The sequence below is a fragment of the Kitasatospora sp. NPDC057595 genome (genome assembly GCF_042800875.1).
Lineage (GTDB): Bacteria > Actinomycetota > Actinomycetes > Streptomycetales > Streptomycetaceae > Kitasatospora.
In genome coordinates this window covers 40,966-67,410 of sequence record NZ_JBHVGL010000004.1, presented here as the reverse complement: position 1 = coordinate 67,410, position 26,445 = coordinate 40,966, and the positions used below count along the sequence as shown (strand labels likewise).

The window sequence follows — 26,445 nt, the reverse complement described above, 5'->3', positions numbered from 1 at the left end:
TCAGCCGAGCGGGAGCACGTCGGCGTCGAAGCAGGTGCGGTCGCCGGTGTGGCAGGCCGCGCCGGTCTGGTCGACCTTGACCAGCAGGGTGTCGCCGTCGCAGTCCAGCGCGACCGACTTGACCTGCTGCACGTGGCCGGAGGTGTCGCCCTTCACCCAGTACTCGCGGCGGCTGCGGCTCCAGTAGGTGCAGCGGCCGGTGGTGAGGGTGCGGTGCAGCGCCTCGTCGTCCATCCAGCCCAGCATCAGCACCTCGCCGGTGTCGTACTGCTGCGCGATCGCCGGGAGGAGGCCGTCCTCGGTGCGCTTGAGGCGGGCGGCGATCTCGGCGGCCAGGGCGGTGGAAGCGGGGGCGGCGGGTGTGGTGGACATGGGGCCATTGTGTCAGCCCGGTCCGGGCGGCCGGGCCGCCGTCCGGATCGCGGCCGCGGCCGTGAACAGCGGCGGACGGTCCCCGGGGCGCCGGACCGACCATCCGATCGAACGAGTTGTGCCAACCGCCTGCCGGGCGGCCCGGTTCTGCGCCATTCTCATGGTCATGACCTCCGAGCAGCGCGCCGCCGACCCCGCCGAGCCGCCGGGCGACGACGACCGCCCCCGCCCGGGGGGCACCTCCGACGCCCGGGCGTCCCGGGGCCTGCTGATCGCCGTCGCGGCGGTGCTGGCGGTCCTGCTCGCGGTGGTGGCGACGGTCCTGCTGTGGCCCGCGGACGACCCGGCGCCCAAGCCGCCGCCGCCCACCCCCACCACGGCCTCGCCGACGCCCACCCCGACCCCCACGCCGACGCCCACCCCGACGCCGACGCCCACGCCGAGCAAGGCGGTGCCGTACAGCTTCTTCACCGTCGGCGCCTGCCTGGACCACCCGCAGCTGAGCAAGACGGTCACCAAGCCGGAGGCCCGCCCCTGCGAGGAGAAGCACGACGGCGAGGCCGTCGCCGACCAGCTGCTGCCGGAGGGGCTGTCCGGCGACTACCAGATCGGCAACGCGATGCGGGACGGCTGCAAGGAGGCGCAGGCCGCCGCCGAGGCCCGGCAGGGCGGCGGCGGGCCGTACTACAGCTACCCGGTGGGCCCGAACTTCTCCTTCTACCAGCAGGGCTGGCGCGACTACACCTGCATCCTGACCGCGAGCAACCGGCCCGGCTCCACCAAGCTCACCGGGCAGCTGCGCTGAACCCCCGTCAGCGGGACGCCTAGGCTGAGGGCATGTCGAACCACGCCCTCGCCGAGCGCCACCGCCTGGCCGAACTGCTGGCCGCCGCCGGACCGGACGCGCCCACCCTCTGCGCCGGGTGGTCCACCCGGGACCTCGCCGCCCACCTGGTGATCCGCGAGCGGCGGCCGGACGCCGCCGCGGGCATCCGGGTCGGTCCGCTGGCCGGCTGGACCCACCGGGTGCAGGAGTCGTACGCCGACCGGCCCTACGAGGAGCTGGTCCGGATGTTCCGCTCCGGACCGCCGGTGCTCTCGCTGTTCTCGCTGCCCGGCGCGGACGAGGCGGCCAACACCGTCGAGTACTACGTGCACGCCGAGGACGTCGCCCGCGCCGGCGAAGGCCCCGGGCCTCGGCCCGCACCGCCCGGCCGGGCCGAGGCGCTCTGGCGCCGGCTCCCGCTGATCGCCCGGCTGGAGGCCGGCCGCCGCTCCCCCGTGCGGCTGCAGCTGAGCCACCCGGACGGCCGGAGCCTGACCGTCGGCCCGGCCGGCATGCCGACCGTGCGGATCACCGGAGAGCCGGGCGAGCTGGTGCTCTTCGCCTTCGGCCGCGGCGCCCGCGCCGAGCTGACGGTGGACGGCCCCGAGGACGCCGTCGAGGCCCTGCGCCACGCCCTGCCGATCCCGTAGCCGGGGGCGGTCCCGGCTGCGGATGTCACCGGCGGGGTGCAGACTCGCAGATGGCAGAGGCCGGGCGGGCCGCCGCCCGGCCCCGCCCGTCGTTCCCGTCTCCCTCCCCCGAAGGGACGCGACACCATGCTCACCACCGACTTCCCCGCCGGCTCCCCCTGCTGGATCGACCTCGGCAGCCCGGACCCGGCCGCCGCCGCCACCTTCTACGGGACGGTCTTCGGCTGGACCTTCCGGTCCGCCGGCCCGGAGGCCGGCGGTTACGGCTTCCTCCAGCTGAACGGGAAGACGGCCGCGGCCGTCGGCCCGCTCACCGAGGAGGGCGCGCGCTCGGCCTGGACGACGTACTTCCGCACGCCCGACGCCGAGGCCACCGGCAAGGCCGTCGCGCAGGCCGGCGGCACCGTCCGGGTCCCGGCCATGGACGTGATGGACGCCGGGCGGATGGCCCAGCTGACCGACCCGCAGGGCGCCGACTTCGCGCTCTGGCAGCCCGGCACGGTGACCGGCCTGGACGTCGTCTCCGAGGACGGCGCGCTGATCTGGGCCGAGCTGCACACCAGTGACGTCGACGCGGGCTTCGCCTTCTACCGGAAGGTCTTCGGCTGGCGCTCCGAGGACTTCCCCGCACCCGGCATGACGTACAAGGTGCTCTCCCCCGCCGAGGGCGACCTGCGGGGCACCGCGTTCGGCGGCATCGCCCCGGTGATGGGCGAGGCCCAGCCGCCGAGCTGGACGCCGTACTTCGGCGCCGTGGACGTGGACGGCGTGGTCGCCCGGGCCACCGGCGCCGGCGCCACCGTGCTGATGGGGCCGGAGAACGTCCCGGACGTCGGCCGGATCGCCTGGCTCGCCGACCCGTTCGGCGCCCCGTTCGCCCTGATCAAGGGCGAACCCCCGAAGGAGTCCTGAGAGCCCGCGAAGGCACCCCGGAGCCGGCACCCGTCCGATCGTCATGTCCCGTTCAGCGAGGGGCAGTTGACGATCCGGACGGGTGCCGGCGCCGGGCCGCCACCGGCCTTCCCGTCCCCCCGGCGCTGCGCTAGCCTCGCTCGGGCACGCCCCAGCAGACCACCCCACCGTCCAGCGGAGGACCGCGGGTTGAGACCGGCGCAGCCGCCCGAAGCGAACCGACTCCACGACGACCCCGGCCGGCCGCCCGCCCGGGGCTGGCCCGCGGGCACGCTGCTCGCCGAACTGCGCCGGGACGGCTCCCCCGCCGCGTTCGCCGCCGAGCAGGACGTCCTGCGGCTGGGCACCCGCCGGAGCCACGGCCCCGACGAGACGCTGATCCTCGACCAGGACCGCGGCGGCTTCGTCCTGCTCCTGCTGACCGGCTTCGCCAAGGCCACGGTCGAGGACGCCGCGGGCACCCCGGTCCTGCTGGACGTCCGCGCCTACGGCGACGTCGTCGGCGAGGCCGCCGCCCTGGACGGCCGGCCCCGCTCGGCCACCGTGACCGCCGCCGGCCCGGTCACCGTCCGCCGGATCGCCCAGCCCGAGTGGCTGCGCTGGCTCGGCACCCACCCGGTGGCGGGGATCGCGCTGAGCCGCTGCCTGGTGCACCGCGGCCGCACCACCACCCGCCGCCTGGTCGGCCTCGCCTCCGAACAGGTGGTCAACCGGCTCGCCCACGACCTCGCCGACCTGGCCCAGCGGTACGGCACCACCGGTCCGCGCGGCGTCGGCATCACCATCCACCCCCGGCTGACCCAGGTCGAGCTGGGCGCCATGATCGGCGCCGGGGAGCGGCGGGTCCACCACGCCCTGCACGAGCTGGCCGACCGCGGCCTGCTCCGGCTCGGCCGCCGCAGCACCACCGTGCTCTCCCTGCCCGGCCTGCTGGAGGTCGCCGGCGGGGAGCCGGGGCCGTCCTGAGATCACGGAAACCTTGCGAAGTCCGCGAACCCGTCCTGCGACGGGTTCCGGCCACCGCCCCGGGCGCTCTACTACGCGCGGGCCCCGCCCGTGCGGGACTCGTGTGCGGACCGCTCGTACGGAAAGGGCACTCATGTCTTCGATCCCGGTGACCGTGGTGGGCCCACGGTCCTCCGGCAAGACCGTCTACCTCGCCGGCCTCTTCGCCAGGCTCTCCCAGCAGGACCCGGAACTCGGCTTCTCGGTCACCCTGCCGTTCAGCCAGTCGCAACGGCTCAACCACGTCTACGAGCAGGCCGTCGGCCCCGGCGACTGGCCGCTGCCGACCTTCGTCGCGGACTTCCCGACCTGGGACTTCACCTGCGACGTCCGGACCACCCGGCGCCGGGTGCTGCACCCGTTCGCGGTCTCCTACGCCGACTACGCGGGCGAGCTGCTCACCCACGGCGACGAGCGGTCGGAGGCCTTCCAGAAGGTCGACGCGCTGCTCAAGACCTCCCGGTTCCTGCTGCTCCTGCTGGACGGCGAGAAGGTGCTGAGGTTCCTGGCCGGCGACCCGCTGCTGCTCAGCGAGCTGCGGCCGATCCTCAACGTCGTCAACCAGAACGAGACCGGCGTGGTGCACATCGTCGTCACCAAGTGGGACCTGCTGGCCGCGGCCGGGTACACGCTCGGGCAGGTGGCCGACGGGCTGCACGCCGTGGCCGAGTTCCGCAACTTCGTCGCCGCCCGGCGCGCCACCCAGGGCGACTCCGGGATCGTCCGGCTCATCCCGGTCAGCGCCGTCGGGCTCGGCTTCGCCCGGCTCGACGAGAACGGGATCGTGGTGAAGACGCCCGGCGCGCGGGCCGTCCCGCTCAACGTGGAACTGCCCTTCATGGCCGTCGTGGTGGACCTCTTCGTCACCGCGCTGCAGGAGTTCACCGAGGCCCGGCGGACCGGCGCCCTGAAGAGCAACGGCGCCCTGGAGCGGCGGCAGCGCCTGCTCCAGGGGGTCACCGGCACGCTGCCGCTGATCAGGGCCTTCCTCCGGGTGCGGGCGGCGAAGGCACCGGTGCTGCAGGCGCTCGGCGAGGACTTCCTGGGAGCGTTCGTCGCCTTCGTCCAGGACCGGGAGCGCGGCATCGGGAAGCGGATCGAGGAGGACGCCGCCGCGCTGCGCCGGGAGGTCGAGCAGGCGACCACCGACCAGGAGGCGCTGACCCGGATCGTCAAGGCGTTCCAGGCCCGGCTGCAGGAGTTCGAGGACGAGTACCCCGGCTCCCGGCTCGACCTGCGGGGGGCCTCGGCATGAGCGCCCCGGTTGCCGCCCCGCGCCGGACGGCCTGGCCGTTCGCCATCGTCTGCACCCCGACCGGCGGCTTCGCGGTCGCGGCGGCGCCGGACGTGCTGGTCGCGCGCCGGCAGACCGCGCTGCTCGGCGACTCCGCCTCCGGCGAACCGGGCGACCACGCCTACCTGCGCGAGGTGACCGGCTCCGACGGCGCCACCCTCTGGCTGCTCTACCGGGTGGTCCCGCTGAAGGCGGCGGAGGTGGGACAGCCGGGCGAGTGGGCCCGCAGCGGCAGCCGGGCGGCCCCGCTGACCGAGGGCGTGGTCCTGCTCGAGCGGCCCGCCCGGGCGCCCGGCGCCGAGTACTTCGACGCGGTGCACGAGCGGGTCGGCGGCGCCGTCCGGGAGTACTTCCTGGCCGACGACCCGAAGCGCCCGGCCCGCCCCTTCCCGGGCACGACGAACGACCCGGCCGAGGGCGAGCCGCTGCGGCTGGTGGTCCTGGACCGCATGACCCGCGAGGAGCCGCTGCACGTCGCCGACGTGCGGTTTCCAGCCGGGACCGCCGGCCCCGGAGGGCCCACCGGACCAGCCGCGCCCACCGGGCCCCCCGGTGACCGCCGACCTGCTGATGGCGGTCACCGGCCGGGCCCTGACGAGCACCGGCCGGGCCCTGATGGGCACCGGCCGGCTGCTGGTCCGGGCGGGCGAGTCCCTGCGGGATTCGGCGGCCCGGCGCTCGGCGTCATCGCGGTCCTGAGCCTGCTGGTGGTCCTGCTGTCCGTGCTGCTCGCCCTCAAGTAGCCGGGCCCGGGCAGTGCGGACCGGGTACCCGGTCCGGCCTCAGCGGACCGGGTGCCCGGCCTCCCGCAGCGCGTTCTTGACCTCGCCGATCCGCAGGTCGCCGAAGTGGAAGACGCTGGCGGCCAGCACCGCGTCCGCGCCCGCCTCCACCGCCGGGGCGAAGTCGGCGAGCTTCCCGGCCCCGCCGGAGGCGATCACCGGCACCGACACGGTCTTGCGCACCGCCCGGATCAGCTCCAGGTCGTAGCCGTCCTTGGTGCCGTCGGCGTCCATCGAGTTGAGCAGGATCTCGCCCGCGCCCAGCTCGGCGGCGCGCCCGGCCCACTCGACGGCGTCCAGCCCGGTGCCCTGACGGCCGCCGTGCGTGGTGACCTCGAAGCCCGAGGCGGTCTCGGTGCCCTCGGGGCAGCGCCGGGCGTCGACCGAGAGCACCAGCACCTGGCGGCCGAACCGCTGGGCGATCTCCCGGACCAGCTCGGGGCGGGCGATGGCGGCGGTGTTGACGCCGACCTTGTCGGCGCCGGCCCGCAGCAGCTTGTCGACGTCCTCGACGGCGCGGACGCCGCCGCCGACGGTGAGCGGGATGAAGACCTGCTCGGCGGTGCGGCGGACCACGTCGTAGGTGGTCTCGCGGTCGCCGGAGGAGGCCGTGATGTCGAGGAAGGTCAGCTCGTCGGCGCCCTCGGCGTCGTAGAGCTTGGCCATCTCGACCGGGTCCCCGGCGTCGCGGAGGTTCTGGAAGTTGACGCCCTTGACCACGCGGCCGGCGTCGACGTCCAGGCAGGGGATGACACGTACTGCGAGGGTCACGGCTGATTGCCTTCCAGAGCTTCCAGGGTCGCGGCGAGTCCGGCGCGGTGGGCGTCGAGTTCGACCTCGGCGAGCATCCGCGAGTCGACCAGGCTCTCCACCACCACGACGGCGGCCACCGGGCGCACCGCGCCGAAGAGCTCCTGGTGGGCGCGGCCCGCCGCGTCGATGTCACGGGCGTGGGTGAGGTACACCCGGGTGCGGACCACGTCGTCCGCCGTCAGACCGTACGCGGCCAGGGCCTCCAGCGCGTTGCCGAAGGCGGTCCGGGCCTGCTCGTAGGGGTCGCCCTCGCCGTGCAGCACGCCGTCCACCAGCGGCCGGGCACCGGCGACGTGCACGTGGTCCCCGGCGGCGACCGCCTGCGACGCGCCGAGGGTCTCCTCCCAGACGGAGAAGCCGCCGAGCCGGCCGCGCACGATCCGACGTTCCGTCATCCCGAAACCGCCTCCAACGCCTCTCCGAGGGTGAACTTCTGCTCGTAGAGTGCCTTGCCCACGATGGCGCCCTCGACTCCCTCGCCGACCAGACCGGCGATGGCCCGCAGGTCGTCCAGCGAGGAGACGCCGCCGGAGGCGACCACCGGCTTGTCGGTGGCGGCGCACACGTCGCGCAGCAGCTGGAGGTTGGGGCCGGTCAGGGTGCCGTCCCGGTTGACGTCGGTGACCACGTAGCGGGCGCAGCCCTCGGCGTCCAGGCGGGCCAGCACGTCGAACAGCTGGCCGCCCTCGCTGGTCCAGCCGCGGCCGCGCAGCGTGGTGCCGACCACGTCCAGGCCGACGGCGATCCGCTCGCCGTGCTCGGCGATGGCCTTGGCGACCCACTCGGGGCTCTCCAGGGCGGCGGTGCCGAGGTTGACCCGGGTGCAGCCGGTGGCCAGCGCGGCGGCCAGCGACGCGTCGTCGCGGATGCCGCCGGACAGCTCGACCTTGATGTCCAGGGTCCCGGTGATCTCGCGCACCAGGTCCCGGTTGGAGCCGGTGCCGAAGGCGGCGTCGAGGTCGACCAGGTGCAGCCACTCGGCGCCGGCGTCCTGCCAGGCGAGGGCGGCGGCGAGCGGCTCGCCGAAGGAGGTCTCGGTGCCGGAGGCGCCCTTGACCAGGCGGACGGCCTGGCCGTCCCGGACGTCGACGGCGGGCAGCAGTTCGAGGCGGCTCATGATCTGAAACTCTTCCGTCGTCAGAGGGTGCTGACCCAGTTGGTCAGCAGGGCGGCGCCGGCGTCGCCGGACTTCTCGGGGTGGAACTGGGTGGCCCACAGCGGACCGTTCTCGACGGCCGCGACGAACGGCTGCCCGTGGGTGGCCCAGGTGACCAGCGGCGGGTTGATCCGCGCGCTGTGAGCCTCCAGCTCCCAGCTGCGCACCCCGTAGGAGTGGACGAAGTAGAAGCGGGTGTCCGCGTCCAGGCCGGCGAACATCCGGCTGCCCTCGGGGGCGTCCACGGTGTTCCAGCCCATGTGCGGCACGACCGGCGCCTCCAGCGGCTCCACGGTGCCCGGCCACTCGTCGCAGCCGGCGCTCTCCACGCCGTGCTCGACGCCCTTCTCGAAGAGGATCTGCATGCCCACGCAGATGCCCATGACCGGCCGGCCGCCGGCCAGCCGGCGCCCGATGATCCAGTCCCCGCGGACCGACCTCAGCCCGCGCATGCAGGCCTCGAAGGCGCCGACGCCGGGCACCAGCAGGCCGTCGGCGTCCATCGCGGTCTGGTAGTCGGAGGTGACGGTGACGTTCGCCCCGGTCCGCTCCAGGGCGCGCTGCGCCGAGCGGAGGTTGCCCGAGCCGTAGTCGAGCACCACGACGTTCTTGCCCATGTTCAGGTGTCCCAGTCTTTCGTTCGCTCGACGGTTACAGGCGCATGAGGCCCGAGCCCAGGCACATCAGCGAACCCAGGGCGAGCACGAGGATGACGCCCTTGGAGTGCTTCTGCTTCCAGAACGAGATGACGCCGCCGGCCAGGAAGAGCCCGACGAAGATGAGGATCATCGCGGAGTTGCTCACAGTGCGCCCTTGGTCGACGGGAGGATGCCGGCCGCGCGCGGGTCGCGCTCGGCGGCGTAGCGCAGGGCCCGGGCCAGCGCCTTGAACTGGCACTCCACGATGTGGTGCGCGTTGCGACCGTACGGCACGTGGACGTGCAGGGCGATCTGGGCCTGGGCCACGAAGGACTCCAGGATGTGCCGGGTCATGGTGGTGTCGTAGGTGCCGATCATCGGCGCCATCTTCTCCGGCTCGGTGTGCACCAGGTAGGGGCGGCCGGAGAGGTCGACGGTCACCTGGGCGAGCGACTCGTCCAGCGGCACGGTGCAGTTGCCGAACCGGTAGATGCCGACCTTGTCGCCGAGCGCCTGCCGGAAGGCGGCGCCGAGCGCGAGGGCGGTGTCCTCGATGGTGTGGTGGGTGTCGATGTGCAGGTCGCCGTCGGTCTTCACGGTGAGGTCGAAGAGACCGTGGCGGCCGAGCTGGTCGAGCATGTGGTCGTAGAAGCCGACGCCCGTGGAGATGTCGGTCTTGCCGGTGCCGTCCAGGTCTATCTCGACCAGGACGGAGGTCTCCTTGGTGGTGCGCTCGACGCGTCCGATGCGGGTCATTCGGGTTAGAGCTCCTTGATCACGGTGGCGACGGCGGCCAGGAAGGCGTCGTTCTCGGCGGGGGTGCCGGCGGTGACGCGCAGCCATCCGGGGACGCCGTTGTCACGGACCAGGACGCCGTGGTCGAGGATGGCCCGCCAGACGGCGTGGGTGTCGGCGAAGCGGCCGAACTGGACGAAGTTGGCGTCCGAGTCGGTCACCTCCAGACCGAGCCCGCGCAGCGCCTCGACCAGCCGGTCGCGCTCGGCCTTGAGCCGGCCGACGTACCCGAGCAGGGTGTCGGTGTGCTCCAGGCAGGCCAGCGCGGTGGCCTGGGTGACGGCCGACAGGTGGTACGGCAGCCGGACCAGCTGCACCGCGTCCACCACCGCCGGGTCGGCGGCCAGGTAGCCCAGGCGCAGCCCGGCCGCGCCGAAGGCCTTGGACATGGTGCGGGAGACCACCAGGTTGGGGCGGCCCTCGATCAGCGGCAGCAGCGAGTCGCGGTGCGAGAACTCGACGTACGCCTCGTCGACCACCACCAGGCTGGGCCGGGCGGCCTGCGCGGCCTCGTACAGCCGCAGCACGGTGGCGGCGTCGACGGCGGTGCCGGTCGGGTTGTTCGGCGAGCAGACGAACACCACGTGCGGGCGGTGCTCGGCGATCGCCGCGACGGCGGCGTCCAGGTCGATGGTGAAGTCGGCGTTGCGCGGGCCGGAGATCCAGCCGGTGCCGGTGCCCCGGGAGATCAGCGCGTGCATCGAGTACGAGGGCTCGAAGCCGAGCGCGGTTCGGCCGGGGCCGCCGAAGGTCTGCAGCAGCTGCTGGAGCACCTCGTTGGAGCCGTTGGCGGCCCAGACGTTCTCCCGGGCGACGGCGTGGCCGGTGGTGCGGGTGAGGTACGCCGCCAGGCCCTCGCGCAGCTCGACCGCGTCGCGGTCGGGGTAGCGGTTGAGGTTCCGGGCGGCCTCGGCGACCCGCTCGGCGATCCGGGCGACCAGCTCCTCGGGGAGCGGGTACGGGTTCTCGTTGGTGTTCAGCTGGACCGGGACGTCGAGCTGCGGGGCGCCGTAGGGCGACTGGCCGCGCAGCTCGTCCCGGACGGGAAGGTCGTCGATCGTGGTCACGTTCCGGGAACCGTCCAGTCGAATCGGGCCTTGATCGCGTCGCCGTGACCGGGCAGGTCCTCGGCGTTCGCCAGGTTGACGACGTGCTCGGCGATGCCGGCCAGCGCCTCGCGGTCGTACTCGACGACCTGCACGCCGCGCAGGAAGGTCTGCACGGACAGGCCCGAGGAGTGGCAGGCGCAGCCGCCGGTGGGCAGCACGTGGTTGGAGCCGGCCGCGTAGTCGCCCAGCGAGACCGGGGTGAACCGGCCGAGGAAGATCGCGCCGGCGTTGCGCACCTTCGCCGCGACCGCGTGCGGGTCGCGGGTCTGGATCTCCAGGTGCTCGGCCGCGTAGGCGTTGACCACGGCCAGGCCCTGCTCCAGGTCGTCGACCAGGATGACGCCGGACTGCCGGCCGCCCAGCGCCTCGGCCACCCGCTCGCTGTGCCGGGTACGGGCGACCTGGGTCTTCAGCTCGGCCTCGACCGCGTCGGCGAGCGCCACCGAGTCGGTGACCAGCACCGAGCCCGAGGTCGGGCCGTGCTCGGCCTGGCTGATCAGGTCGGCGGCGACGTCCACCGGGTCGGCGCTGTCGTCGGCGAGGACGGCGATCTCGGTCGGGCCGGCCTCGGAGTCGATGCCGATCCGCCCGGCGAAGTAGCGCTTGGCGGCGGCCACGTAGATGTTGCCGGGGCCGGTGACCATGTTCACCGGCTCGCACTCCTCGGTGCCCAGCGCGAACATGGCGACCGCCTGGGCACCGCCGACCGCGTAGACCTCGGTGACGCCGAGCAGCGCGCAGGCCGCCAGGATGGTCGGGTGCACCCGACCGCCGAAGGCCTTCTGCGGCGGCGAGGTCACCGCGATGCCGCGCACGCCCGCCTCCTGGGCCGGCACCACGTTCATCACAACGGAGGACGGGTAGACGGCCAGCCCGCCGGGCACGTACAGCCCGACCCGGTCCACCGGCACCCAGCGCTGGGTGACCGTGCCGCCCGGCACCACCTGGGTGGTGTGCCCCTCGCGGCGCTGGTCCGCGTGCACGATGCGGGCGCGGCGGATCGACTCCTCCAGCGCGGCGCGCACCTTCGGGTCCAGCTCCTCCAGCGCCCGCGCGATCTGCTCGGCCGGGACCCGGGTGGACTCCAGCCGCACGCCGTCGAAGCGTTCGGTGATCTCGATCAGCGCCGCGACCCCGCGATGATGCACGTCCTCGGCGATCGGACGCACCTTCTCCAGGGCGGCCGCGACGTCGAAGTCGGCACGGGGCAGCAGGTCGCGCGGGTCGTCGAGCGAGCCGCGCAGATCGATTCGAGAGATCACGCCCCCAGTGTAAGGAGTGGCCGGAACCGACGGTCCCGCATTTCAGTCCGTGATACGAAGGGCGAGACGGCCGGGGGAGGCCGGGGGAATCGGGGGGAACCGTGACGGATCGGGCACCGGACGACTGGACGGCCGCCGAACAGGCACTCTGGCAGGCGTTCCGGCTCGGCCGGATCCACGACCTGCGCAGCGGCGAGGCCGCCGAGGACGACCCGTTCGGCGAGGCCGTCTGGGGTCCGGAGCGAACGGTCCGCGCCCGGGTGCTCGCCCGGCTGCTGCTGGGCGGCCCGGCCGCGGTCCCCGGCCGGGTCGCCTCGCTCAAGCTGACCGGCGCCCTGGTCACCGGCCCGCTCGACCTGGCCGGCGGCACCATCGGCCACTACGTCGAGCTGCACGACTGCCGCTTCGACCAGAAGGTCCTGATCTCCGAGGCCGAGGCCGGCACCCTGCGCTTCATCAACTGCCTCATCCCCCGGCTGGAGGCCTCCCGGCTGGCGACCTCCGGGGACCTGCACCTGGCCCGCTGCCGGATCCGCCAGGGCGTGCGGCTCACCGACGCCCGGATCGGCACCGACCTGCTGATCAACCAGGCCGTCCTGGGCGGCGACCGGTTCGGCCGGGCGCTGTCCGCCGACGGCATCGCGGTCAGCCAGGACTGCGAGGCCGACCGGCTGGCGACCCACGGCGAGGTCAGCCTGCGGACCGCCCGGATCGGCGGCCGGCTCTCGCTGCGCGGCGCCCAGCTGCGCGCCGCGCCGGGCAACCGCAACGCCCTCAACGCGGTGCGACTCACCGTCGGCCACACCCTGTACCTGAGCGGCTCGGCCGACGGCGGCTGGTACGGGTCCCAGACCTACTACGGCTCCGGGTACGGCGAGGTCCCGCCGCCGGACGCGCCGAGCACGCCGTTCCGCGCCTTCGGCCAGGTCCGGCTCTCCGACGGCCGCTTCGAGAACGCCTGTCTGCTCTCCGACGCCGAGTTCCACCTGGTCGACGGCGACGAGGTGACCCTGCGCCGGATCCAGACCCCGGAACTGCGCTTCACCTGCCGGTTCCCGGAGGGCGGCGCCGTCTCGCTGTCCCGGGCCCGGATCGGCAACCTGGTCGACGCCCCCGGCTCCTGGCCGCAGGGGGGATCGGTCGGGCTCACCGGGTTCACCTACGAGTGCCTGCGCCCGGCCGTGCCGTTCCCCGTCCGGCAGCGGATCGGCTGGCTGGAACGTTCCTCCGTGGAGTTCCAGCCCGAGTCCTACGAGCAGCTCGCCGCCGCGCTGCGCCGCGACGGCGCCGACGACGACGCCCGCGAGGTGCTCTACGCCAAGCAGCGCCGCCGCCGGCAGACCCTGCCGCTGCCGGCCCGGATCTGGGGCCGGATCCAGGACGCCACCGTCGGCTACGGCTTCCGCCCCGGCCGCGCCGCGCTCTGGCTGCTGCTCGCCTGGGCGCTCGGCAGCCTCTACTTCGCCACCCACGCGCTCCAGCCGCTCAAGGCCGACGAGCGCCCGCACTGGAACCCGGTGCTGTACGCGCTCGGCCAGCTGCTCCCGGTCGTCGACCTCGGCCAGACCGGCTGGAACCCCGGCGGCACCGCCCAGTGGGTCTCCTCCGGCCTGGTCGTGGTCGGCTGGGTGCTCGCCACCACGGTCGCCGCCGGCGCCAGCCGGATGCTCCAGCGCGGCTGAGGACCGCTGAGCACCCGGGCCGTGAAGGCCCGGCGGGTCCGGGGAACTACGCTGTCCGCCGTGACAGAACGGCTTCCGCTCTTCCCGCTGAACACCGTGCTCTACCCGGGCCTGGTGATGCCCCTGAACGTCTTCGAGGAGCGCTACCGCCGTCTGGTCGCCGACCTGCTGGAGCGACCCGAGGACCAGCCGCGCCGCTTCGGCGTGCTCGCCATCAAGGACGGCCGCGAGGTCGCCCCGGTCCGCCCCGAGGACGGCCCGGCCGGCCCGCTGGACGGCCTCGGCACCACCGGCGACCCCTTGGAGGCGCTCCACCACATCGGCTGCGTCGCCGACGTCACCTCCGTCCAGCCGCAGCCGGACGGCCGGTACGAGCTGCTGATCACCGGGACCACCCGGTTCTGGCTCCGGTCCGTCGACGTCGGCGGCCCGTACCTCGTCGGCGAGCTCGAACCCATCGAGGAACGCACCGGCGAGGGCTCCGGCGCACTGGCCGCCGAGGTCGAACGGGTCTTCCGCACCTACCAGCGCCGGCTCGCCGGGGCCCGCGAGGCCAGCACCGTCGGCCGCCAGGAACTGCCCGACGACCCGCAGGTGCTGTCCTACCTGGTCGCCGCGGCCGCCGTCCTGGAGGTCCCGCTCAAGCAGCAGCTGCTCGCCTGCCCCGACAACGCCCAGCGGCTGCGCACCGAGCTCGAACTGCTGCGCCGCGAGACGGCGGTGCTCAGCTGGCTGCCCTCGCTGCCCGCCGTCAACCTCACCCGCCAGTCCTTCAGCCCCAACTGACCCGGTCCACCGACCGCACCCCACCGACCGCACCCCACCGATTTGCGGAGCCCCCGTGGCCAAGAAGCCGAAGAAGGGCGGCCAGGGCACGCCCGCGACGGTCGCCCTGGAGACCGCCGCCGTGCCGTTCACCGTCCACTCCTACGAGCACGACCCGGCCGCCGCCTCCTACGGCGGCGAGGCCGCCGAGGCGCTCGGCGTGCCGGCCGAGCGGGTCTTCAAGACCCTGGTCGCCGACATCGACGGTGTCCTCACCGTCGGCGTCGTCCCGGTCGCCGGCCGGCTCGACCTCAAGGCGCTGGCCGCGGCGGTCGGCGGCAAGCGCGCCGCGATGGCCGACCCGGCCGCCGCCGAACGCAGCAGCGGCTACGTCCTCGGCGGCATCTCCCCGCTCGGCCAGCGCCGCCCGCTGCGCACCGTCGTCGACGCCAGCGCGCTCACCCACCCCACCGTCTACGTCTCCGCCGGCCGCCGCGGCCTGGAGGTCGAGCTCTCCCCCGCCCACCTCGTCACCCTCACCAACGCCCGCACCGCCCCCATCGCCCACTGACCCGAGGTCGGGGGGCAGACCTCAGCCCTCCCGCCGCTCCTCAGCCGACGGAACCCCCGCGTCCACGGCCGCGGGGCCCGGCACCCCCCAGTACGGCGGCGGGTCCTCCTCGCGCTTCCCGAACGCCGCCGACAGCGCCAGCAGCAGCACCATCGCCGCCATCGGCCACGCCAGCACCGCCCCGTACGCCCCGAGGTCGATGTCCGCCTGGAAGTGCCCGCCGTTCCCGACCCGCCGCGCCTCCGCGACCAGGTCGCGGCCCGGCCCGAGCCACCGCCCGAGGCCCCACGCCCCGACCGACGCCAGCAGCCCGCCGACCGCCAGCCCGACCGCCACCGAGATCCCGCCGCCGCGCTTCCGGCTGACCAGGAACGCGCCCAGCGCCGTCAGGATCCCCATCCCCAGCCCGATCAGCACGAACACGCTGTCGGCCCCGGCCCGCTGCTCGCCCTCCGGGTCGGCGTAGAGGATCTTGTTGCCGTCCACGACCAGCGGCACCTTGGGCGCCAGCCAGGCCCACAGCACGCCCATCACGACCCCCAGCACCAGGCAGGCCAGCACCGTGGCCGCCCCGATCCTCAGCTCGGGCAGCAGCCGCTGGGCGAGCGGCTCCGCCGGCTTCGGCTTGCCGGCCACCAGGTCGAGCCCCGGCGGCAGCGCGTACGGATCGCGCGCGGCGTGCGGGTCGGGCGCGGCGTACGGAGCGGGCACGGAGTCCCCGGTCACGGAGTCCGCGGGCGCGGCATCGGAGCCGTCGGCGCGCGCGGGATCCGGAGGTGTGTTCGGTACGGTCACACCCCCCATCGTTTCACGGTCGACGCCCCCGCGACCCGGCCACCCACCGACCGGGCGACCGGCGCCGGCCGGGCACCGACCGGCTAGCGGCGGGTCGCCCGCCGGTACGCCCAGGTGGCGACGGCCAGCGAGACCACGCCCACTCCCGCGCACACCGCGAGGTCCCCGGCCACCGCCGCCCAGTCCGGCGACGGCCGGAACGTCCGGGCGAAGGCCTCCACCGCGTAGGTGGACGGCAGCAGGTCGCGCAGCCAGAGCACCGGCTGCGGCAGGTTGTCCACCGGCAGCACGCCGAGCAGCAGCGCCGCCGACATGCCGAGCTGCCCCAGCATGGTGGCGATCTCCTGCTTGGGCGCGAGCAGCCCGCAGGCCGCCCCGAGCCCGGAGAGCGCAGCCCCGGCCAGCGGCACCACCGCGAGCAGCACCCACAGCTGCCCGAGCGGCAGCCCGAACATCACCGCGCCGACCCCCGCGGTGACGAGCGTCCCGGGCAGGGTGAACGAGGCGAAGGCGGCGGCCGTGCCGAGCACCACCGAGGCGGCCGGCACCGGCAGCGTCGCGTAGTGGTCCAGCCCGCCGCTGGCCCGCAGCCGGCCGAAGTACTGGGCGAGCAGGTTGAGCGCCACGAAGGCGACCACCAGCACGCTGGAGCCGGACACCACGTACCGGGCGGCCGAGGTCTGCCCGGAGTCGACGACGCCCCGCATCATCACCAGGATGCCGAGCGACTGGAAGGTGGCCACGAACAGCAGCGGGATCCGCGCCACCCGGGCCCGCGCGAGCTGCGCCCGGTAGACGGCCGCGAGGGCGGGCAGCATCCGGGCGGCGGGCGCGAGCGGGGCGGGCCCGCCGGCCGTGTCCGGGGTGGTGCGCGCCGGTGCCGAGAGCAGCGTCACTTGGCCAGTCCTCCGTGGCGGCCGCCCAGCTTGAGGTAGGCGTCCTCAAGGCTCGGGGTGGCCAGGGTGAAGTCGTCCAGGGCGGCGAAGGCCGGGCCGGTGGTGACGGCGGCGACCAGCTCGCGGGCCTGCTCGGGGGTGGTGCGGACGGTCCAGCGGCGGCCGGTGCGCTCGGCCCGTTCGGCGAGCGCCGCCACCGCGGGGACGGCCAGCGGCGCTTCGTCGCGCCAGACCAGGTCGAGCCGGACGTCACCGTCGACCAGCGCCTTGAGGCCGCCGGGGGTGTCGCAGGCGATCACCCGGCCGTCGTCGACCACCGCGACCCGGTCCAGCACCGTCTCCGCCTCGATCACGTTGTGGGTGACCAGCAGCACGGTGGCCGAGCGCTCGGTCCGGCGGCGTTCGACCGCCGACCAGACGGCCCGCCGGGCGACCGGGTCCATGCCGGTGGTGGGCTCGTCGAGGACCAGCAGCGGCCGGTCGCCGACCAGGGCGGCGGCGAAGCAGGCGAGCCGGCGCTGGCCGCCGGACAGCTTGGCGAGCGGCCGGTGGGCGAGCGGTTCCAGGGCGAGTTCGGCGATCACCTCGTCGGCGGCGGCGCGGGCCGCGGCCCGGCTCAGACCGCGCAGCCGCCCGGTGGTCTCGGCGGCGAGGGCGACGGTCAGCTCGTCGAGCGCGCTGGACTCCTGGCCGAGGTAGCCGAGCAGCCGGGCGGCCCGTTCGGGGTGCCGGACCACGTCGTGGCCGAGGATCTCGATGCTGCCGGAGTCGGGCCGCAGCAGGCCGGTGAGCTGGCGGACCAGGGTGGACTTGCCGGCGCCGTTGGGCCCGAGCAGGCCGAAGATCTCACCCTGCCGGACGGTCAGGGTGATGCCGTCGTTGGCCCGGATCGCGGTGGCCGAGGCGCCGCGCCCGGCGCGGTACGTGCGGACCAGGTCGCGTACGGCGCAGCACGGCGAGGTCTCCTGGGGTGCCCGCCCGGCCGTCTCACTCACGACCGGAGACTCTACGCGGTGCAACGGGCGAACCGGACAACGGGGCCCCGCCCGCGGCGCCGCCGGGGGCCGCCCCGGACCGGTCAGTCGTCGACGACCAGGTCACCGCCGGGGACCCTGGCGGCGAGCTCCTTCCAGAAGCCCGCCCGGATCGCGTACCGGTCGTGCTCGTCGATCTGGTCGTCCTTGTGCGCGAGCAGCCCGAAGCGGGCGGCGTAGCGCAGCAGCTCGCCGTCGACCCGGTGCGGGATGCGCGGGTAGCCGGGCCACAGGACGGTGAGCCGTTCGACGTCACCCATCCGGCCGGTCCAGCGGCGGGCGAAGACCTGGCCGACCTCGTGGGCGTCGCCGCCGATGGAGGTGATGTCCTCCTCACGGTCGGCCCAGCGCTGTTCGGCGGTGGTGAGCTGGGCCAGGGTCGGCAGGCCGTCGCCGGCGGTGACGGCGGGCTCGGTGGCGGGCCGCTCGATCCAGCCGCGGTCGGAGGACCAGCGCAGCACCGGGCCGGCCTGCTGCCGGTCGGCCGCGGCCTGCCGGTCGGCGCTGCGCCCGGCGAGGTCCTTGGGGGTGGGGACGATCTTGAGTCCGGCGACGGCCGGCTGCGGGCGCCCGTTGGCGGCGGGGGCCGCCACGGCGACCGGCTCGGCCTCGGCGGGGCGACCGGGCACCTGGGCCGCGGGCAGCGGGCCCGGCAGGGTGGCGGGGGGCGCAGCGGGCGGCGCGGCGAGGATCTTGGCGATGTCGTGCCGGGCGCCGGGGCCGGGGAAGACGCTGGAGGTGTCGCGCAGGCTGAACGAGCCCTCGATCCACTCGCGGTCCAGCACCCGTCGCTCGTCGGCCTCGCCGACGAGGTCCTCGGACTGGTTGAAGTCGCCGTCGGCGGCCTGCAGCGCCCAGAGGTGGACGACGACGCCGTGCTCCTTGGCGGACATCATGCCGGGCAGCAGGTCGCCGTCGCCGGTGATCAGCACGATGTCGGCGCAGGCCCGGTTGCGGGCGAGTTCGGAGAGTTCGGCGTGCATCGCGGCGTCGACGCCCTTCTGCACCCAGCGGCCCTCGGCCCGGGTGAGCGCACCGAGCCGCACGGTGACCCGGGGCAGCACGCGCAGCCGCCGGTGCTCGGGCATCGGGCGGCGTTCCGGCGCGGCGTCGAACCAGTAGATCCGCAGCAGCGGCAGACCGGTCTCGGCCTCGGCGCGCTCGCGCAGGGCGGCGATCAGCGCGGTGTGGTCGACGGTGACCTTGGAACGGGAGGGGTCACCGGCGAGCAGGCTCGCGGCGGCGCCCAGCAGGTATCCGGCGTCCACCAGGACGACACAGCGGTCCATCGCGCACCTCTTTCCGCTCGCCCTCGGGTGGGGCTCCGCCGGGACGGACGGGGCCGGGGTGGGCGCGCTGCGCCCGGGCCCGGGCGGGATGGGGTGAGGGGTGCCCGCAGCCGCCCGATCGTTGGGTCACCTTGTTCCCCCGGATCCGCCCGCCGAACCCCGGCCGTCCGGCGCTTTCCCGGTACCGACGCCGAGGGCCCCCGTCCGGTCGCGGTCGCGGACGGGGGCCCTCGCGCGGTGCGCGGCGGGGATCAGCCCTTGAGCTCGGCGGCGACCAGCTCGGCCAGCTGGACGGCGTTGAGCGCGGCGCCCTTGCGCAGGTTGTCGTTGGAGATGAACAGCGACAGGCCGTTCTCCACCGTCTCGTCGACGCGGATCCGGCCGACGTAGCTCGGGTCCTGACCGGCGGCCTGGAGCGGGGTCGGGATGTCGCTCAGCTCGACGCCGGGGGCGCCGGCCAGCAGCTCGACCGCGCGCTCGGGGCTGATCGGGCGCTCGAAGCGGGCGTTGATCTGCAGCGAGTGGCCGGAGAAGACCGGGACGCGCACGCAGGTGCCGGCCACCTTGAGCTCGGGGATGCCGAGGATCTTGCGGCTCTCGTGGCGGAGCTTCTGCTCCTCGTCGGTCTCGTTGGAGCCGTCCTCGACGATGGAACCGGCCAGCGGCACCACGTTGAAGGCGATCGGCCGCTGGTAGACCTTGGGCTCGGGGAACTCGACGGCCGAGCCGTCGTGGGCGAGGGCGGCGGCGCCGTCCACGACCTTGGCGGCCTGGTCCTGAAGCTCGGCGACGCCGGCCACGCCGCTGCCGGAGACGGCCTGGTAGGTGGAGACGACGAGGGCGGCGAGGCCGGCCTCGTCGTGCAGCGGGCGCAGCACCGGCATGGCGGCCATGGTGGTGCAGTTCGGGTTGGCGATGATGCCCTTGGGGCGGTCGGCGATCGCCTCGGGGTTGACCTCGGAGACGACCAGCGGGACCTCGGGGTCGCGGCGCCAGGCGGAGGAGTTGTCGATCACGACGGCACCGGCGGCGGCGACCTTGGGGGCGAGCGCCTTGGAGGTGGCGCCGCCGGCCGAGAAGATCACGATGTCCAGGCCGGTGTAGTCGGCCGTGGCCGCGTCCTCGACGGTGACCTCGGTGCCCTGCCAGGGCAGCGTGCGCCCGGCCGAGCGGGCCGAGGCGAACAGCCGCAGCTGCTCCACCGGGAGGTTGCGCTCCGCCAGGATCTCGCGGACCACGCCGCCGACCTGGCCGGTGGCCCCGACAATGCCGATCTTCATCCGACTACTCCTCTTGATCTTGCAACTCACAGCCGCACTCCGCCCATCATGCCTTGTCACCGGCACGGGGCGGCCCGGCATTCCATCCTGTGGTCCTCAGTGGTCCAGACCACTGAGGAGTTCCAGCGCCCGCGCGACCTCCGACGGCCCGGCCGGCAGCAGCGGCAGCCGGACGTCCGGCGTCGGGATCCGCCCCTGCGCGTGCAGCACGCCCTTGACCACCGCCGGGTTCGGCGCGGCGAAGGCCGCCACCGCCAGTCCGGTCAGCCGGTGGCCCAGCGCCCGGGCGCGCGCCGCGTCCCCGGCCTGCCAGGCCTCGGCCAGCTCGACGAAGCGCGCGGTCGCCAGGTGCGCGGAGGCCAGGATGCCGCCGTCCGCGCCGAGCGCCAGCAGCGGCGCGAGCACGGCGTCGTCCCCGCCCAGCACCGAGAACCCGGCCGGCGCCGCGGCCAGCAGCTCCACCGCCGCCTGGTCCACCCCGCCCGTCGCGTACTTGACGCCCGCCACGTTCGGCAGCGCGGCCAGCTCCAGCAGCGCGGCGCCCGACAGCGCCTGCCCGGTGCGGTACGGGATGTGGTAGACGACCAGCGGCACCGAGCTGGCCTCGGCCAGCGCCCGGAAGTGCGCGACCGTCCCGGCCTCGCCCGGCCGGACGAAGGACGGCACGGTCACCAGCGCCCCCGCCACCCCCGGCACCCGGGCGGCCAGCCCGGCCAGCTCCTCGGCCGCCGCCGCGGTGCCCGGCCCGCCCGCGCCGACCAGCAGCGGCACACCGCGCCCGGCGCAGACCGCCGCGCAGACCTCGGTGACCGCGCGCCGCTCGTCCGCGCTCAGGGCGGCCGGCTCACCGGTGGTGCCGAGCGCGACCAGTCCGGCCGCGCCGTCGTCCAGCACCGAGCCGGCCAGCTTCTCCAGCGCGTCCAGCGCCACCGAGCCGTCGGCCGCGAACGGCGTGACCAGCGGGACGAAAATGCCCTTGAGTTCCATGCCCACGATCCTGCGGCCCGCCGATCCCCCAGGTCCAGTTCACGTTTCCGAAGCTTCTCGTAAGCTGAGCCGATGCTCGATGTCCGACGCCTGCGCCTGCTGCGCGAACTCGCCCACCTCGGCACCATCGCCGCCGTCGCCGAGGCGCTCAGCTTCAGCCCTTCGGCGGTGTCCCAGCAGCTGTCCGTGCTGGAGAAGGAGGCCGGCGTCCCGCTGCTGGAACGCACCGGCCGCCGGGTCACCCTCACCCCCGCCGGGCGCAACCTGGTCCGGCACGCCGAGGCCGTGCTCGAACGGCTGGAGCAGGCGGACGCCGAACTGGCCCACGCCCGCGACGGCCTGGCCGGCCCGCTGCGGATCGGCACCTACCCGTCGGCGGCCCGCGCGATCATCCCCGCCGTGCTCGCCGAACTGGCCGGCTGGCACCCGGGGCTGGAGCCGATGGTCACCGAGGTCGACCCGGCCGAGGTCGCAGCGGCGCTGCGCGCGGGCGAGCTGGACGTGGCGCTGCTGCACGAGTACGACCTGGTGCCCGCCGACCCGGAGCCCGGGCTGGCGATGACCCGGCCGATCTTCACCGAGCCGATGTACCTGGCGGCCCGCGCCCCCGGCGCCGTCGCCGACCAGCGCGCCGAACCCTGGATCCTCGCCCCGCCGGGCACCCTGTGCCACAGCATGGCCGTCCGGGCCTGCGAGAGCGCGGGCTTCGCGCCCCGGATCCGCCACCAGATCGACGACTTCGCCACCGTGCTCGCCCTGGTGGCGGCCGGTCAGGGGGTGGCGCTGGTCCCGCACCTCGGCATCGACCGGCCGCCGCCGGGGGTCGTCCTCACCCGGCTGCCGATGTACCGCCGCACCCGCACCGCGTTCCGCGCCGGGGCCGGCGCCCACCCCGCGATCTCCGCCTTCGTCTCCGCCCTGCACACCGCCGTACCGGCCCCGCTGCGCAACTCCGCGTAGCGCGGAGCGCCCGTACCCGGCCGGGCACGGGCGCTCCGCGGGGTCCGCGCAGGGGACAGCCCCTACGCCGCCCCGTTGCCCGCCAGGCAGCTCGGGCCGAGCAGCTGCTTCAGGTCCCCGAACAGCGCCGGATCCGACTTCACCCGGTGCCGGTCGAGCCGCAGCACCGTCGTCCTGCTGCGCGCCTCCAGCCGGACCCGCACCTCGGTCGTCCCCCGGTGACTGCTCAGCACCTCGCCGAGCCGCGCCACCAACGGGGGCGTCACCTTCCCGCTCGGGATGTTGATGATGATCGGCGCCTCGGCGTGCGCGTTCGACAGGTCCGGGACGGTGAGCTCCATGCCCATCAGCCGGGGCACGTCCTCGCGCTTGTCCAGCTTCCCGCGCACGAACACCACCGCGTCCTCGACCAGCTGCGAGGAGACCAGCTGGTAGCTGGCCGGGAAGAACATGCAGTCGATCGAGCCCGCGAGGTCCTCGACCGTCGCGATCGCCCAGGCGTTGCCCTGCTTGGTCATCTTCCGCTGGAGGCCCGAGATGATGCCGCCGATGGTGACGATCGTCCCGTCCGGCCGTTCGGCGAGGTCCGCGACCGCGCAGTCCGCCTTGTCGGCGAGCACGTGCTCGATGCCGTGCAGCGGGTGCGAGGAGACGTACAGACCGAGCATCTCCCGCTCCTGGGTGAGCAGGAAGGACTTCTCCCACTCGTCCTCGGAGAACACCACGTCCAGGCCGAAGCTCGGCTCGTCGCTCGCCGTGTCGCCGCCGAAGAGGTCGAACTGCCCCTCGGCCTCCTTGCGCTTGATGCCGACGACGTTGTCGATCATCGGCTCGAACTGCGCGGTCAGGCCCTTGCGGGTGTGGCCGAGCGAGTCGAATGAACCGGCCTTGATCAGCGATTCGACGGTCCGCTTGTTGCAGACCACCGACTCCACCTTCTCCAGGAAGTCCGGGAAGGAGGAGAACTTCCCCTTGGTCTTCCGGGTCCGGATCATCGACTCGACGACCGGGCCGCCGACGTTGCGGATGGCGGTCAGGCCGAACCGGACGGTGGTGTCACCGTGCGGGGTGAAGTCCGCGTCCGACTCGTTGACGTCCGGCGGCAGGACGTTGATGCCCATCTTCCGGCACTCGTTGAGGTAGACGGCCGACTTGTCCTTGTCGTCCTTGACCGAGGTGAGCAGGCCGGACATGTACTCGGCCGGGTAGTTGGCCTTGAGGTACGCCGTCCAGTAGGAGACGAGCCCGTAGCCCGCCGTGTGCGCCTTGTTGAACGCGTAGCCGGAGAAGGGGACCAGGACGTCCCACACCGCCTGGATCGCCGCGTCCGAGTAGCCGCGCTCCCGGCAGCCCTTCTGGAACGGGACGAACTCGGCCTCCAGGATCTCCTTCTTCTTCTTGCCCATGGCGCGGCGCAGCAGGTCGGCCTGGCCGAGCGAGTAGCCGGCCAGGATCTGCGCGGCCTTCTGCACCTGCTCCTGGTAGACGATCAGGCCGTAGGTGGGCCTGAGCACCTCCTCCAGGGGCTTCTCCAGCTCCGGGTGGATCGGGGTGATCTCCTGCTGCCCGTTCTTGCGCAGCGCGTAGTTGGTGTGCGAGTTGACGCCCATCGGACCCGGCCGGTACAGCGCCAGAACGGCCGAGATGTCTTCGAAGTTGTCGGGCTTCATCAGGCGCAGCAGCGAGCGCATGGGGCCGCCGTCGAGCTGGAAGACGCCGAGCGTGTCACCGCGCGCCAGCAGTTCGTAGGTCGGCTTGTCGTCCAGGGGCAGCTCAAGAAGATTGATCTTGACGCCCTTGTTCTTCTCGATCGCCTTGACGGCGTCGTCCATGATCGTCAGGTTGCGCAGGCCGAGGAAGTCCATCTTGAGAAGGCCGAGGCCCTCGCAGGTGGGGTAGTCGAACTGCGTGATGGTGACGCCGTCGGTGTGCCGGGTCCAGACCGGGATGTGGTCGGTCAGCGGTTCGGCGGACATGATGACGCCGGCCGCGTGCACACCGGGCTGGCGGATCAGGCCCTCGATGCCGCGCGCGGTGTCGATCACCTTGCGCACGTCGGGGTCGGTCTCGTAGAGCCCGCGGATCTCGCCGGCCTCGCTGTAGCGCGGGTGGCTGTTGTCGGTGATGCCGGACAGCGGGATGCCCTTGCCCATGACGTCCGGCGGCATCGCCTTGGTGATCCGGTCGCCCATCGCGTACGGGTAGCCGAGGACGCGCGAGGAGTCCTTGATGGCGGCCTTCGCCTTGATGGTGCCGTACGTGACGATCATGGCGACCTTGTCGGATCCCCACTTCTCCGTCACGTACCGGATCACGTCACCGCGCCGGCGCTCGTCGAAGTCGATGTCGACATCGGGCATGGAGATGCGCTCGGGGTTGAGGAAGCGCTCGAAGATCAGACCGTGCGGGATCGGGTCGAGGTCGGTGATGCCCATGGCGTACGCGACCAGCGAGCCGGCCGCCGAACCACGGCCCGGCCCCACCGCGATGCCCTGGCTCTTCGCCCACATGATGAAGTCGGCGACCACGAGGAAGTACGCCGGGAACCCCATCTGGATGATGGTGTCCATCTCGTACTCGGCGAGCTTCTTGTGCTCCTCGTCGTACCCGCCAGGGAAGCGCCAGTCCATGCCCTCCCAGACCTTGGACTTGAAGAAGTCCGCCTCGGACTCGAAGCCCTCCGGGATCGGGAAGCGCGGCATCAGGTTGCGGAACTCGAACATGCCCTCGGTGTCGACCCGGGAGGCCACCAGCAGCTGGCTGTTGCGACAGCCCTCCTGCCAGGCGTCCGACTGGTCCAGGGCGTACATCTCGGCGGCCGACTTGATGTAGTAGCCGGTGCCGTCGAACCGGAAGCGGTCCGGGTCGGAGAGGTTCTTGCCGGTCTGCACGCAGAGCAGCAGGTCGTGGGCGCCGGCGTCGGCCTCGGTGGTGTAGTGCGAGTCGTTGGTGACGACCGGCGGGATGCCGAGCTTCTTCCCGATCTCGATCAGCCCGTCGCGGACCCGCTTCTCGATGTCGAGACCGTGGTCCATCAGCTCCAGGAAGTAGTTCTCCTTGCCGAAGATCTCCTGGTACTCGGCGGCGGACCGCAGCGCCTCGTCGAACTGGCCGAGGCGCAGCCGGGTCTGCAGCTCGCCGGAGGGGCAGCCGGTGGTGGCCATAAGGCCGCCGGACAGCTCGGAGATCAGCTCCTTGTCCATCCGGGGCCACTTGACCAGCCAGCCCTCGGAGTACGAGCGCGAGGTCAGCTTGAAGAGGTTGTGCAGGCCCTCCTTGTTCCGGGCCCAGATGGTCTTGTGGGTGTAGGCGCCGGACGCCGAGACGTCGTCCTTCTTCTGGTGCGGCTGGCCCCACAGGATGCGCTTGGTGTTGGAGCGGGCCTCCGGGGCGACGTACGCCTCGATGCCGATCACCGGGGTGATGCCGGCGGCGGTGGCCTGCTTGTGGAACTCGGCCGCGCCGTACATGTTGCCGTGGTCGGTCATCGCGACATGGCTCTGCCCCAGCCGCTCGACCTCCTTGAACATCTGCTTCAGCCGGGCGGCGCCGTCCAGCATCGAGTACTCGGTGTGGACGTGCAGATGCGCGAACGGCTGATCGCTCAAGGCGGGGCCTCCGTAGGCTCGTGCTGGCAGGTGGGCCGGTGAACGCGCGGGTCACAGAAGGTGCCCGGAAATGGATGAGGCCCGAGCCGCTACCGGCCCGGACCATCACTCACACGTTCACCCTCCCACTCTAGCCCGCTCCCGCCCCTCCCCTCGCACTCGCTCACCGCGAGCGGACCGGCACCGCAGCAGCCTCTCCCGGGCGGCCGCCCGGACCGCCTCCCCCTCCAGCTCGTCGCGCTCCAGGTACCGCAGCCGCTCCCGCACCTGCGCCCCGTCCGGAGCCCGCTCCACCCCCAGCAGCCGGGCGTCCTCCTCGCAGTCCCAGAGGCACTCCAGGTAGATCCCGTCCAGCCCGGCCGGCTCGATGACCGCCAGTGCCTCCAGGTACCCCACCCGCTCGTGCGAGTGCGGCGTCCACAGCCAGAAGCGCCTGAGCAGCGACGCCGCGCCGCGCGCCCGCACCCCGAACCCGGCCAACGCCCGCGCCGTGTGCACCGGCCCGCACCACCGGCGCTCCACCCACTCCCGCTCCAGCCGCTCGACCAGCGCCTCGATGTCCCCCTCCGCCGCCTCCCCCGCCCCGTGCGTCTCGTGCCGCCGCCCACCCGGCACCGGCGCCAGCGGCGCGGCCTCGACCCCCGCGTCCCGCAGCAGCCGCGCCAGGTACACCGCCCGCTGATCGGCGTCGTCCCACCGCCAGTCCCACCGGACGCACCCCGCCACCACCTCGGCGGCCCCCCGCGGATCCTCCGCCACCATGCGCGCACCCAGCCCGCGCCCCCGCTGCACCATCCCGATCAACGACCCCGCCGGCGCGTACCGGCCGTCACTCATCCTCGTCACGGCCCCATCCTCCCCGAGGGCGCGGGAGGCCGGCCGGGCCGGCGACGCGGCCGGCGGGTCGGGCAGCGGGGGGGGGCAGGCGCGGGCGTCGGGCCAGGGGCGCGCGGCCGGCTCGGAG

The 26,445-nt window shown here is 73.9% G+C and carries 27 protein-coding genes; 10 read left to right on the top strand and 17 right to left on the bottom strand.

The window, feature by feature from the left end:
* Entirely contained in the window at positions 1-372 is a 372-nt protein-coding gene (gene hisI, locus ACFU9E_RS08625) for a phosphoribosyl-AMP cyclohydrolase (protein WP_380684400.1), read from the bottom strand.
* Between the two features lie 166 nt (positions 373-538).
* Here hisI and ACFU9E_RS08620 point away from each other — a divergent pair, with 166 nt between their 5' ends.
* From ACFU9E_RS08620 to ACFU9E_RS08595, 6 genes are all read left to right on the top strand, one after another.
* Positions 539-1,177 (top strand): hypothetical protein, encoded by a 639-nt coding sequence (locus ACFU9E_RS08620; RefSeq protein WP_380684399.1) that lies wholly within the window; start codon positions 539-541, stop codon positions 1,175-1,177.
* A gap of 32 nt (positions 1,178-1,209) precedes the next feature.
* Complete coding sequence (locus ACFU9E_RS08615) at positions 1,210-1,848, top strand: TIGR03085 family metal-binding protein (RefSeq protein WP_380684398.1); 639 nt, start codon at positions 1,210-1,212, stop codon at positions 1,846-1,848.
* Between the two features lie 126 nt (positions 1,849-1,974).
* On the top strand, positions 1,975-2,760 hold the full coding sequence (locus ACFU9E_RS08610; RefSeq protein WP_380684397.1) for a VOC family protein: 786 nt from the start codon (positions 1,975-1,977) through the stop codon (positions 2,758-2,760).
* A 189-nt stretch (positions 2,761-2,949) separates the two neighbouring features.
* The gene (locus tag ACFU9E_RS08605; protein WP_380682185.1) at positions 2,950-3,726 is read left to right on the top strand and encodes a Crp/Fnr family transcriptional regulator; all 777 of its coding nucleotides are present in this window, start codon (positions 2,950-2,952) and stop codon (positions 3,724-3,726) included.
* Positions 3,727-3,859: 133 nt separating this feature from the next.
* Positions 3,860-5,020, top strand: a complete 1,161-nt coding sequence (locus tag ACFU9E_RS08600; protein WP_380682186.1) for a hypothetical protein — start codon at positions 3,860-3,862, stop codon at positions 5,018-5,020.
* Entirely contained in the window at positions 5,017-5,802 is a 786-nt protein-coding gene (locus tag ACFU9E_RS08595) for a hypothetical protein (RefSeq protein ID WP_380682187.1), read from the top strand. The genes ACFU9E_RS08600 and ACFU9E_RS08595 overlap by 4 nt, the downstream gene beginning before the upstream one ends.
* 39 nt (positions 5,803-5,841) lie before the next feature.
* Here ACFU9E_RS08595 and hisF read toward each other — a convergent pair whose 3' ends face one another.
* From hisF to hisD, 8 genes are read right to left on the bottom strand one after another with little or no spacing between them, the layout of a single operon-like run.
* A complete protein-coding gene (gene hisF, locus ACFU9E_RS08590) occupies positions 5,842-6,612 on the bottom strand; it encodes an imidazole glycerol phosphate synthase subunit HisF (protein ID WP_380682188.1) in 771 nt (256 codons plus the stop codon).
* Positions 6,609-7,049 (bottom strand): Rid family hydrolase, encoded by a 441-nt coding sequence (locus tag ACFU9E_RS08585; RefSeq protein WP_380682189.1) that lies wholly within the window; start codon positions 7,047-7,049, stop codon positions 6,609-6,611. Before ACFU9E_RS08585 ends, hisF begins: the two co-directional genes overlap by 4 nt.
* Positions 7,046-7,771 carry a bifunctional 1-(5-phosphoribosyl)-5-((5-phosphoribosylamino)methylideneamino)imidazole-4-carboxamide isomerase/phosphoribosylanthranilate isomerase PriA gene (priA, locus tag ACFU9E_RS08580; protein ID WP_380682190.1) on the bottom strand — a complete coding sequence of 242 codons (726 nt, stop codon included), beginning with the start codon at positions 7,769-7,771 and terminating at the stop codon, positions 7,046-7,048. Before priA ends, ACFU9E_RS08585 begins: the two co-directional genes overlap by 4 nt.
* Positions 7,772-7,791: 20 nt before the next feature.
* On the bottom strand, positions 7,792-8,427 hold the full coding sequence (gene hisH, locus ACFU9E_RS08575) for an imidazole glycerol phosphate synthase subunit HisH (protein WP_380682191.1): 636 nt from the start codon (positions 8,425-8,427) through the stop codon (positions 7,792-7,794).
* Between the two features lie 34 nt (positions 8,428-8,461).
* The gene (locus ACFU9E_RS08570) at positions 8,462-8,614 is read right to left on the bottom strand and encodes a hypothetical protein (protein ID WP_344325680.1); all 153 of its coding nucleotides are present in this window, start codon (positions 8,612-8,614) and stop codon (positions 8,462-8,464) included.
* Positions 8,611-9,204: an imidazoleglycerol-phosphate dehydratase HisB gene (gene hisB, locus ACFU9E_RS08565; RefSeq protein ID WP_355361642.1), complete on the bottom strand. Its 594-nt coding sequence runs from the start codon at positions 9,202-9,204 to the stop codon at positions 8,611-8,613. The genes ACFU9E_RS08570 and hisB overlap by 4 nt, the downstream gene beginning before the upstream one ends.
* A 5-nt stretch (positions 9,205-9,209) precedes the next feature.
* Complete coding sequence (locus tag ACFU9E_RS08560; protein ID WP_380682192.1) at positions 9,210-10,310, bottom strand: histidinol-phosphate transaminase; 1,101 nt, start codon at positions 10,308-10,310, stop codon at positions 9,210-9,212.
* The gene (gene hisD, locus ACFU9E_RS08555) at positions 10,307-11,614 is read right to left on the bottom strand and encodes a histidinol dehydrogenase (RefSeq protein ID WP_380682193.1); all 1,308 of its coding nucleotides are present in this window, start codon (positions 11,612-11,614) and stop codon (positions 10,307-10,309) included. Before hisD ends, ACFU9E_RS08560 begins: the two co-directional genes overlap by 4 nt.
* Positions 11,615-11,715: 101 nt before the next feature.
* Here hisD and ACFU9E_RS08550 point away from each other — a divergent pair, with 101 nt between their 5' ends.
* Genes ACFU9E_RS08550 through ybaK form a run of 3 tightly spaced genes read left to right on the top strand, consistent with a single transcriptional unit; the run spans position 11,716 to position 14,632 of the window.
* Positions 11,716-13,296: an oxidoreductase gene (locus tag ACFU9E_RS08550; RefSeq protein ID WP_380682194.1), complete on the top strand. Its 1,581-nt coding sequence runs from the start codon at positions 11,716-11,718 to the stop codon at positions 13,294-13,296.
* Between the two features lie 60 nt (positions 13,297-13,356).
* Complete coding sequence (locus ACFU9E_RS08545; RefSeq protein ID WP_380682195.1) at positions 13,357-14,082, top strand: LON peptidase substrate-binding domain-containing protein; 726 nt, start codon at positions 13,357-13,359, stop codon at positions 14,080-14,082.
* Between the two features lie 55 nt (positions 14,083-14,137).
* Positions 14,138-14,632, top strand: a complete 495-nt coding sequence (gene ybaK, locus ACFU9E_RS08540) for a Cys-tRNA(Pro) deacylase (protein ID WP_380682196.1) — start codon at positions 14,138-14,140, stop codon at positions 14,630-14,632.
* A 21-nt stretch (positions 14,633-14,653) separates the two neighbouring features.
* On the opposite strand, the gene ACFU9E_RS08535 is transcribed toward ybaK, so the two are convergent.
* The 6 genes from ACFU9E_RS08535 to ACFU9E_RS08510 all read right to left on the bottom strand — a co-directional run bounded on the left by ACFU9E_RS08535 (position 14,654) and on the right by ACFU9E_RS08510 (position 20,913).
* Positions 14,654-15,427, bottom strand: a complete 774-nt coding sequence (locus ACFU9E_RS08535; RefSeq protein WP_380682197.1) for a hypothetical protein — start codon at positions 15,425-15,427, stop codon at positions 14,654-14,656.
* Positions 15,428-15,510: 83 nt separating this feature from the next.
* Positions 15,511-16,323 (bottom strand): ABC transporter permease, encoded by an 813-nt coding sequence (locus tag ACFU9E_RS08530; protein WP_380682198.1) that lies wholly within the window; start codon positions 16,321-16,323, stop codon positions 15,511-15,513.
* Positions 16,320-17,318 carry an ABC transporter ATP-binding protein gene (locus ACFU9E_RS08525; RefSeq protein WP_380682199.1) on the bottom strand — a complete coding sequence of 333 codons (999 nt, stop codon included), beginning with the start codon at positions 17,316-17,318 and terminating at the stop codon, positions 16,320-16,322. Before ACFU9E_RS08525 ends, ACFU9E_RS08530 begins: the two co-directional genes overlap by 4 nt.
* A gap of 83 nt (positions 17,319-17,401) precedes the next feature.
* Positions 17,402-18,646 carry an NYN domain-containing protein gene (locus ACFU9E_RS08520; protein WP_380682200.1) on the bottom strand — a complete coding sequence of 415 codons (1,245 nt, stop codon included), beginning with the start codon at positions 18,644-18,646 and terminating at the stop codon, positions 17,402-17,404.
* A gap of 251 nt (positions 18,647-18,897) precedes the next feature.
* Positions 18,898-19,926, bottom strand: a complete 1,029-nt coding sequence (locus tag ACFU9E_RS08515) for an aspartate-semialdehyde dehydrogenase (protein WP_380682201.1) — start codon at positions 19,924-19,926, stop codon at positions 18,898-18,900.
* A 96-nt stretch (positions 19,927-20,022) separates the two neighbouring features.
* Positions 20,023-20,913, bottom strand: a complete 891-nt coding sequence (locus ACFU9E_RS08510) for a dihydrodipicolinate synthase family protein (protein ID WP_380682202.1) — start codon at positions 20,911-20,913, stop codon at positions 20,023-20,025.
* A 72-nt stretch (positions 20,914-20,985) separates the two neighbouring features.
* Between ACFU9E_RS08510 and ACFU9E_RS08505 the strand changes: the two genes are divergently transcribed.
* A complete protein-coding gene (locus ACFU9E_RS08505; protein WP_380682203.1) occupies positions 20,986-21,873 on the top strand; it encodes a LysR substrate-binding domain-containing protein in 888 nt (295 codons plus the stop codon).
* Positions 21,874-21,935: 62 nt separating this feature from the next.
* Here the strand turns inward: ACFU9E_RS08505 and dnaE are convergent, their stop codons facing one another.
* Both dnaE and ACFU9E_RS08495 read right to left on the bottom strand, forming a co-directional pair.
* The gene (gene dnaE, locus ACFU9E_RS08500; protein WP_380682204.1) at positions 21,936-25,481 is read right to left on the bottom strand and encodes a DNA polymerase III subunit alpha; all 3,546 of its coding nucleotides are present in this window, start codon (positions 25,479-25,481) and stop codon (positions 21,936-21,938) included.
* 117 nt (positions 25,482-25,598) lie between these two features.
* A complete protein-coding gene (locus ACFU9E_RS08495; protein WP_380682205.1) occupies positions 25,599-26,327 on the bottom strand; it encodes a hypothetical protein in 729 nt (242 codons plus the stop codon).
* Between the last annotated feature and the right edge of the window lie 118 nt (positions 26,328-26,445).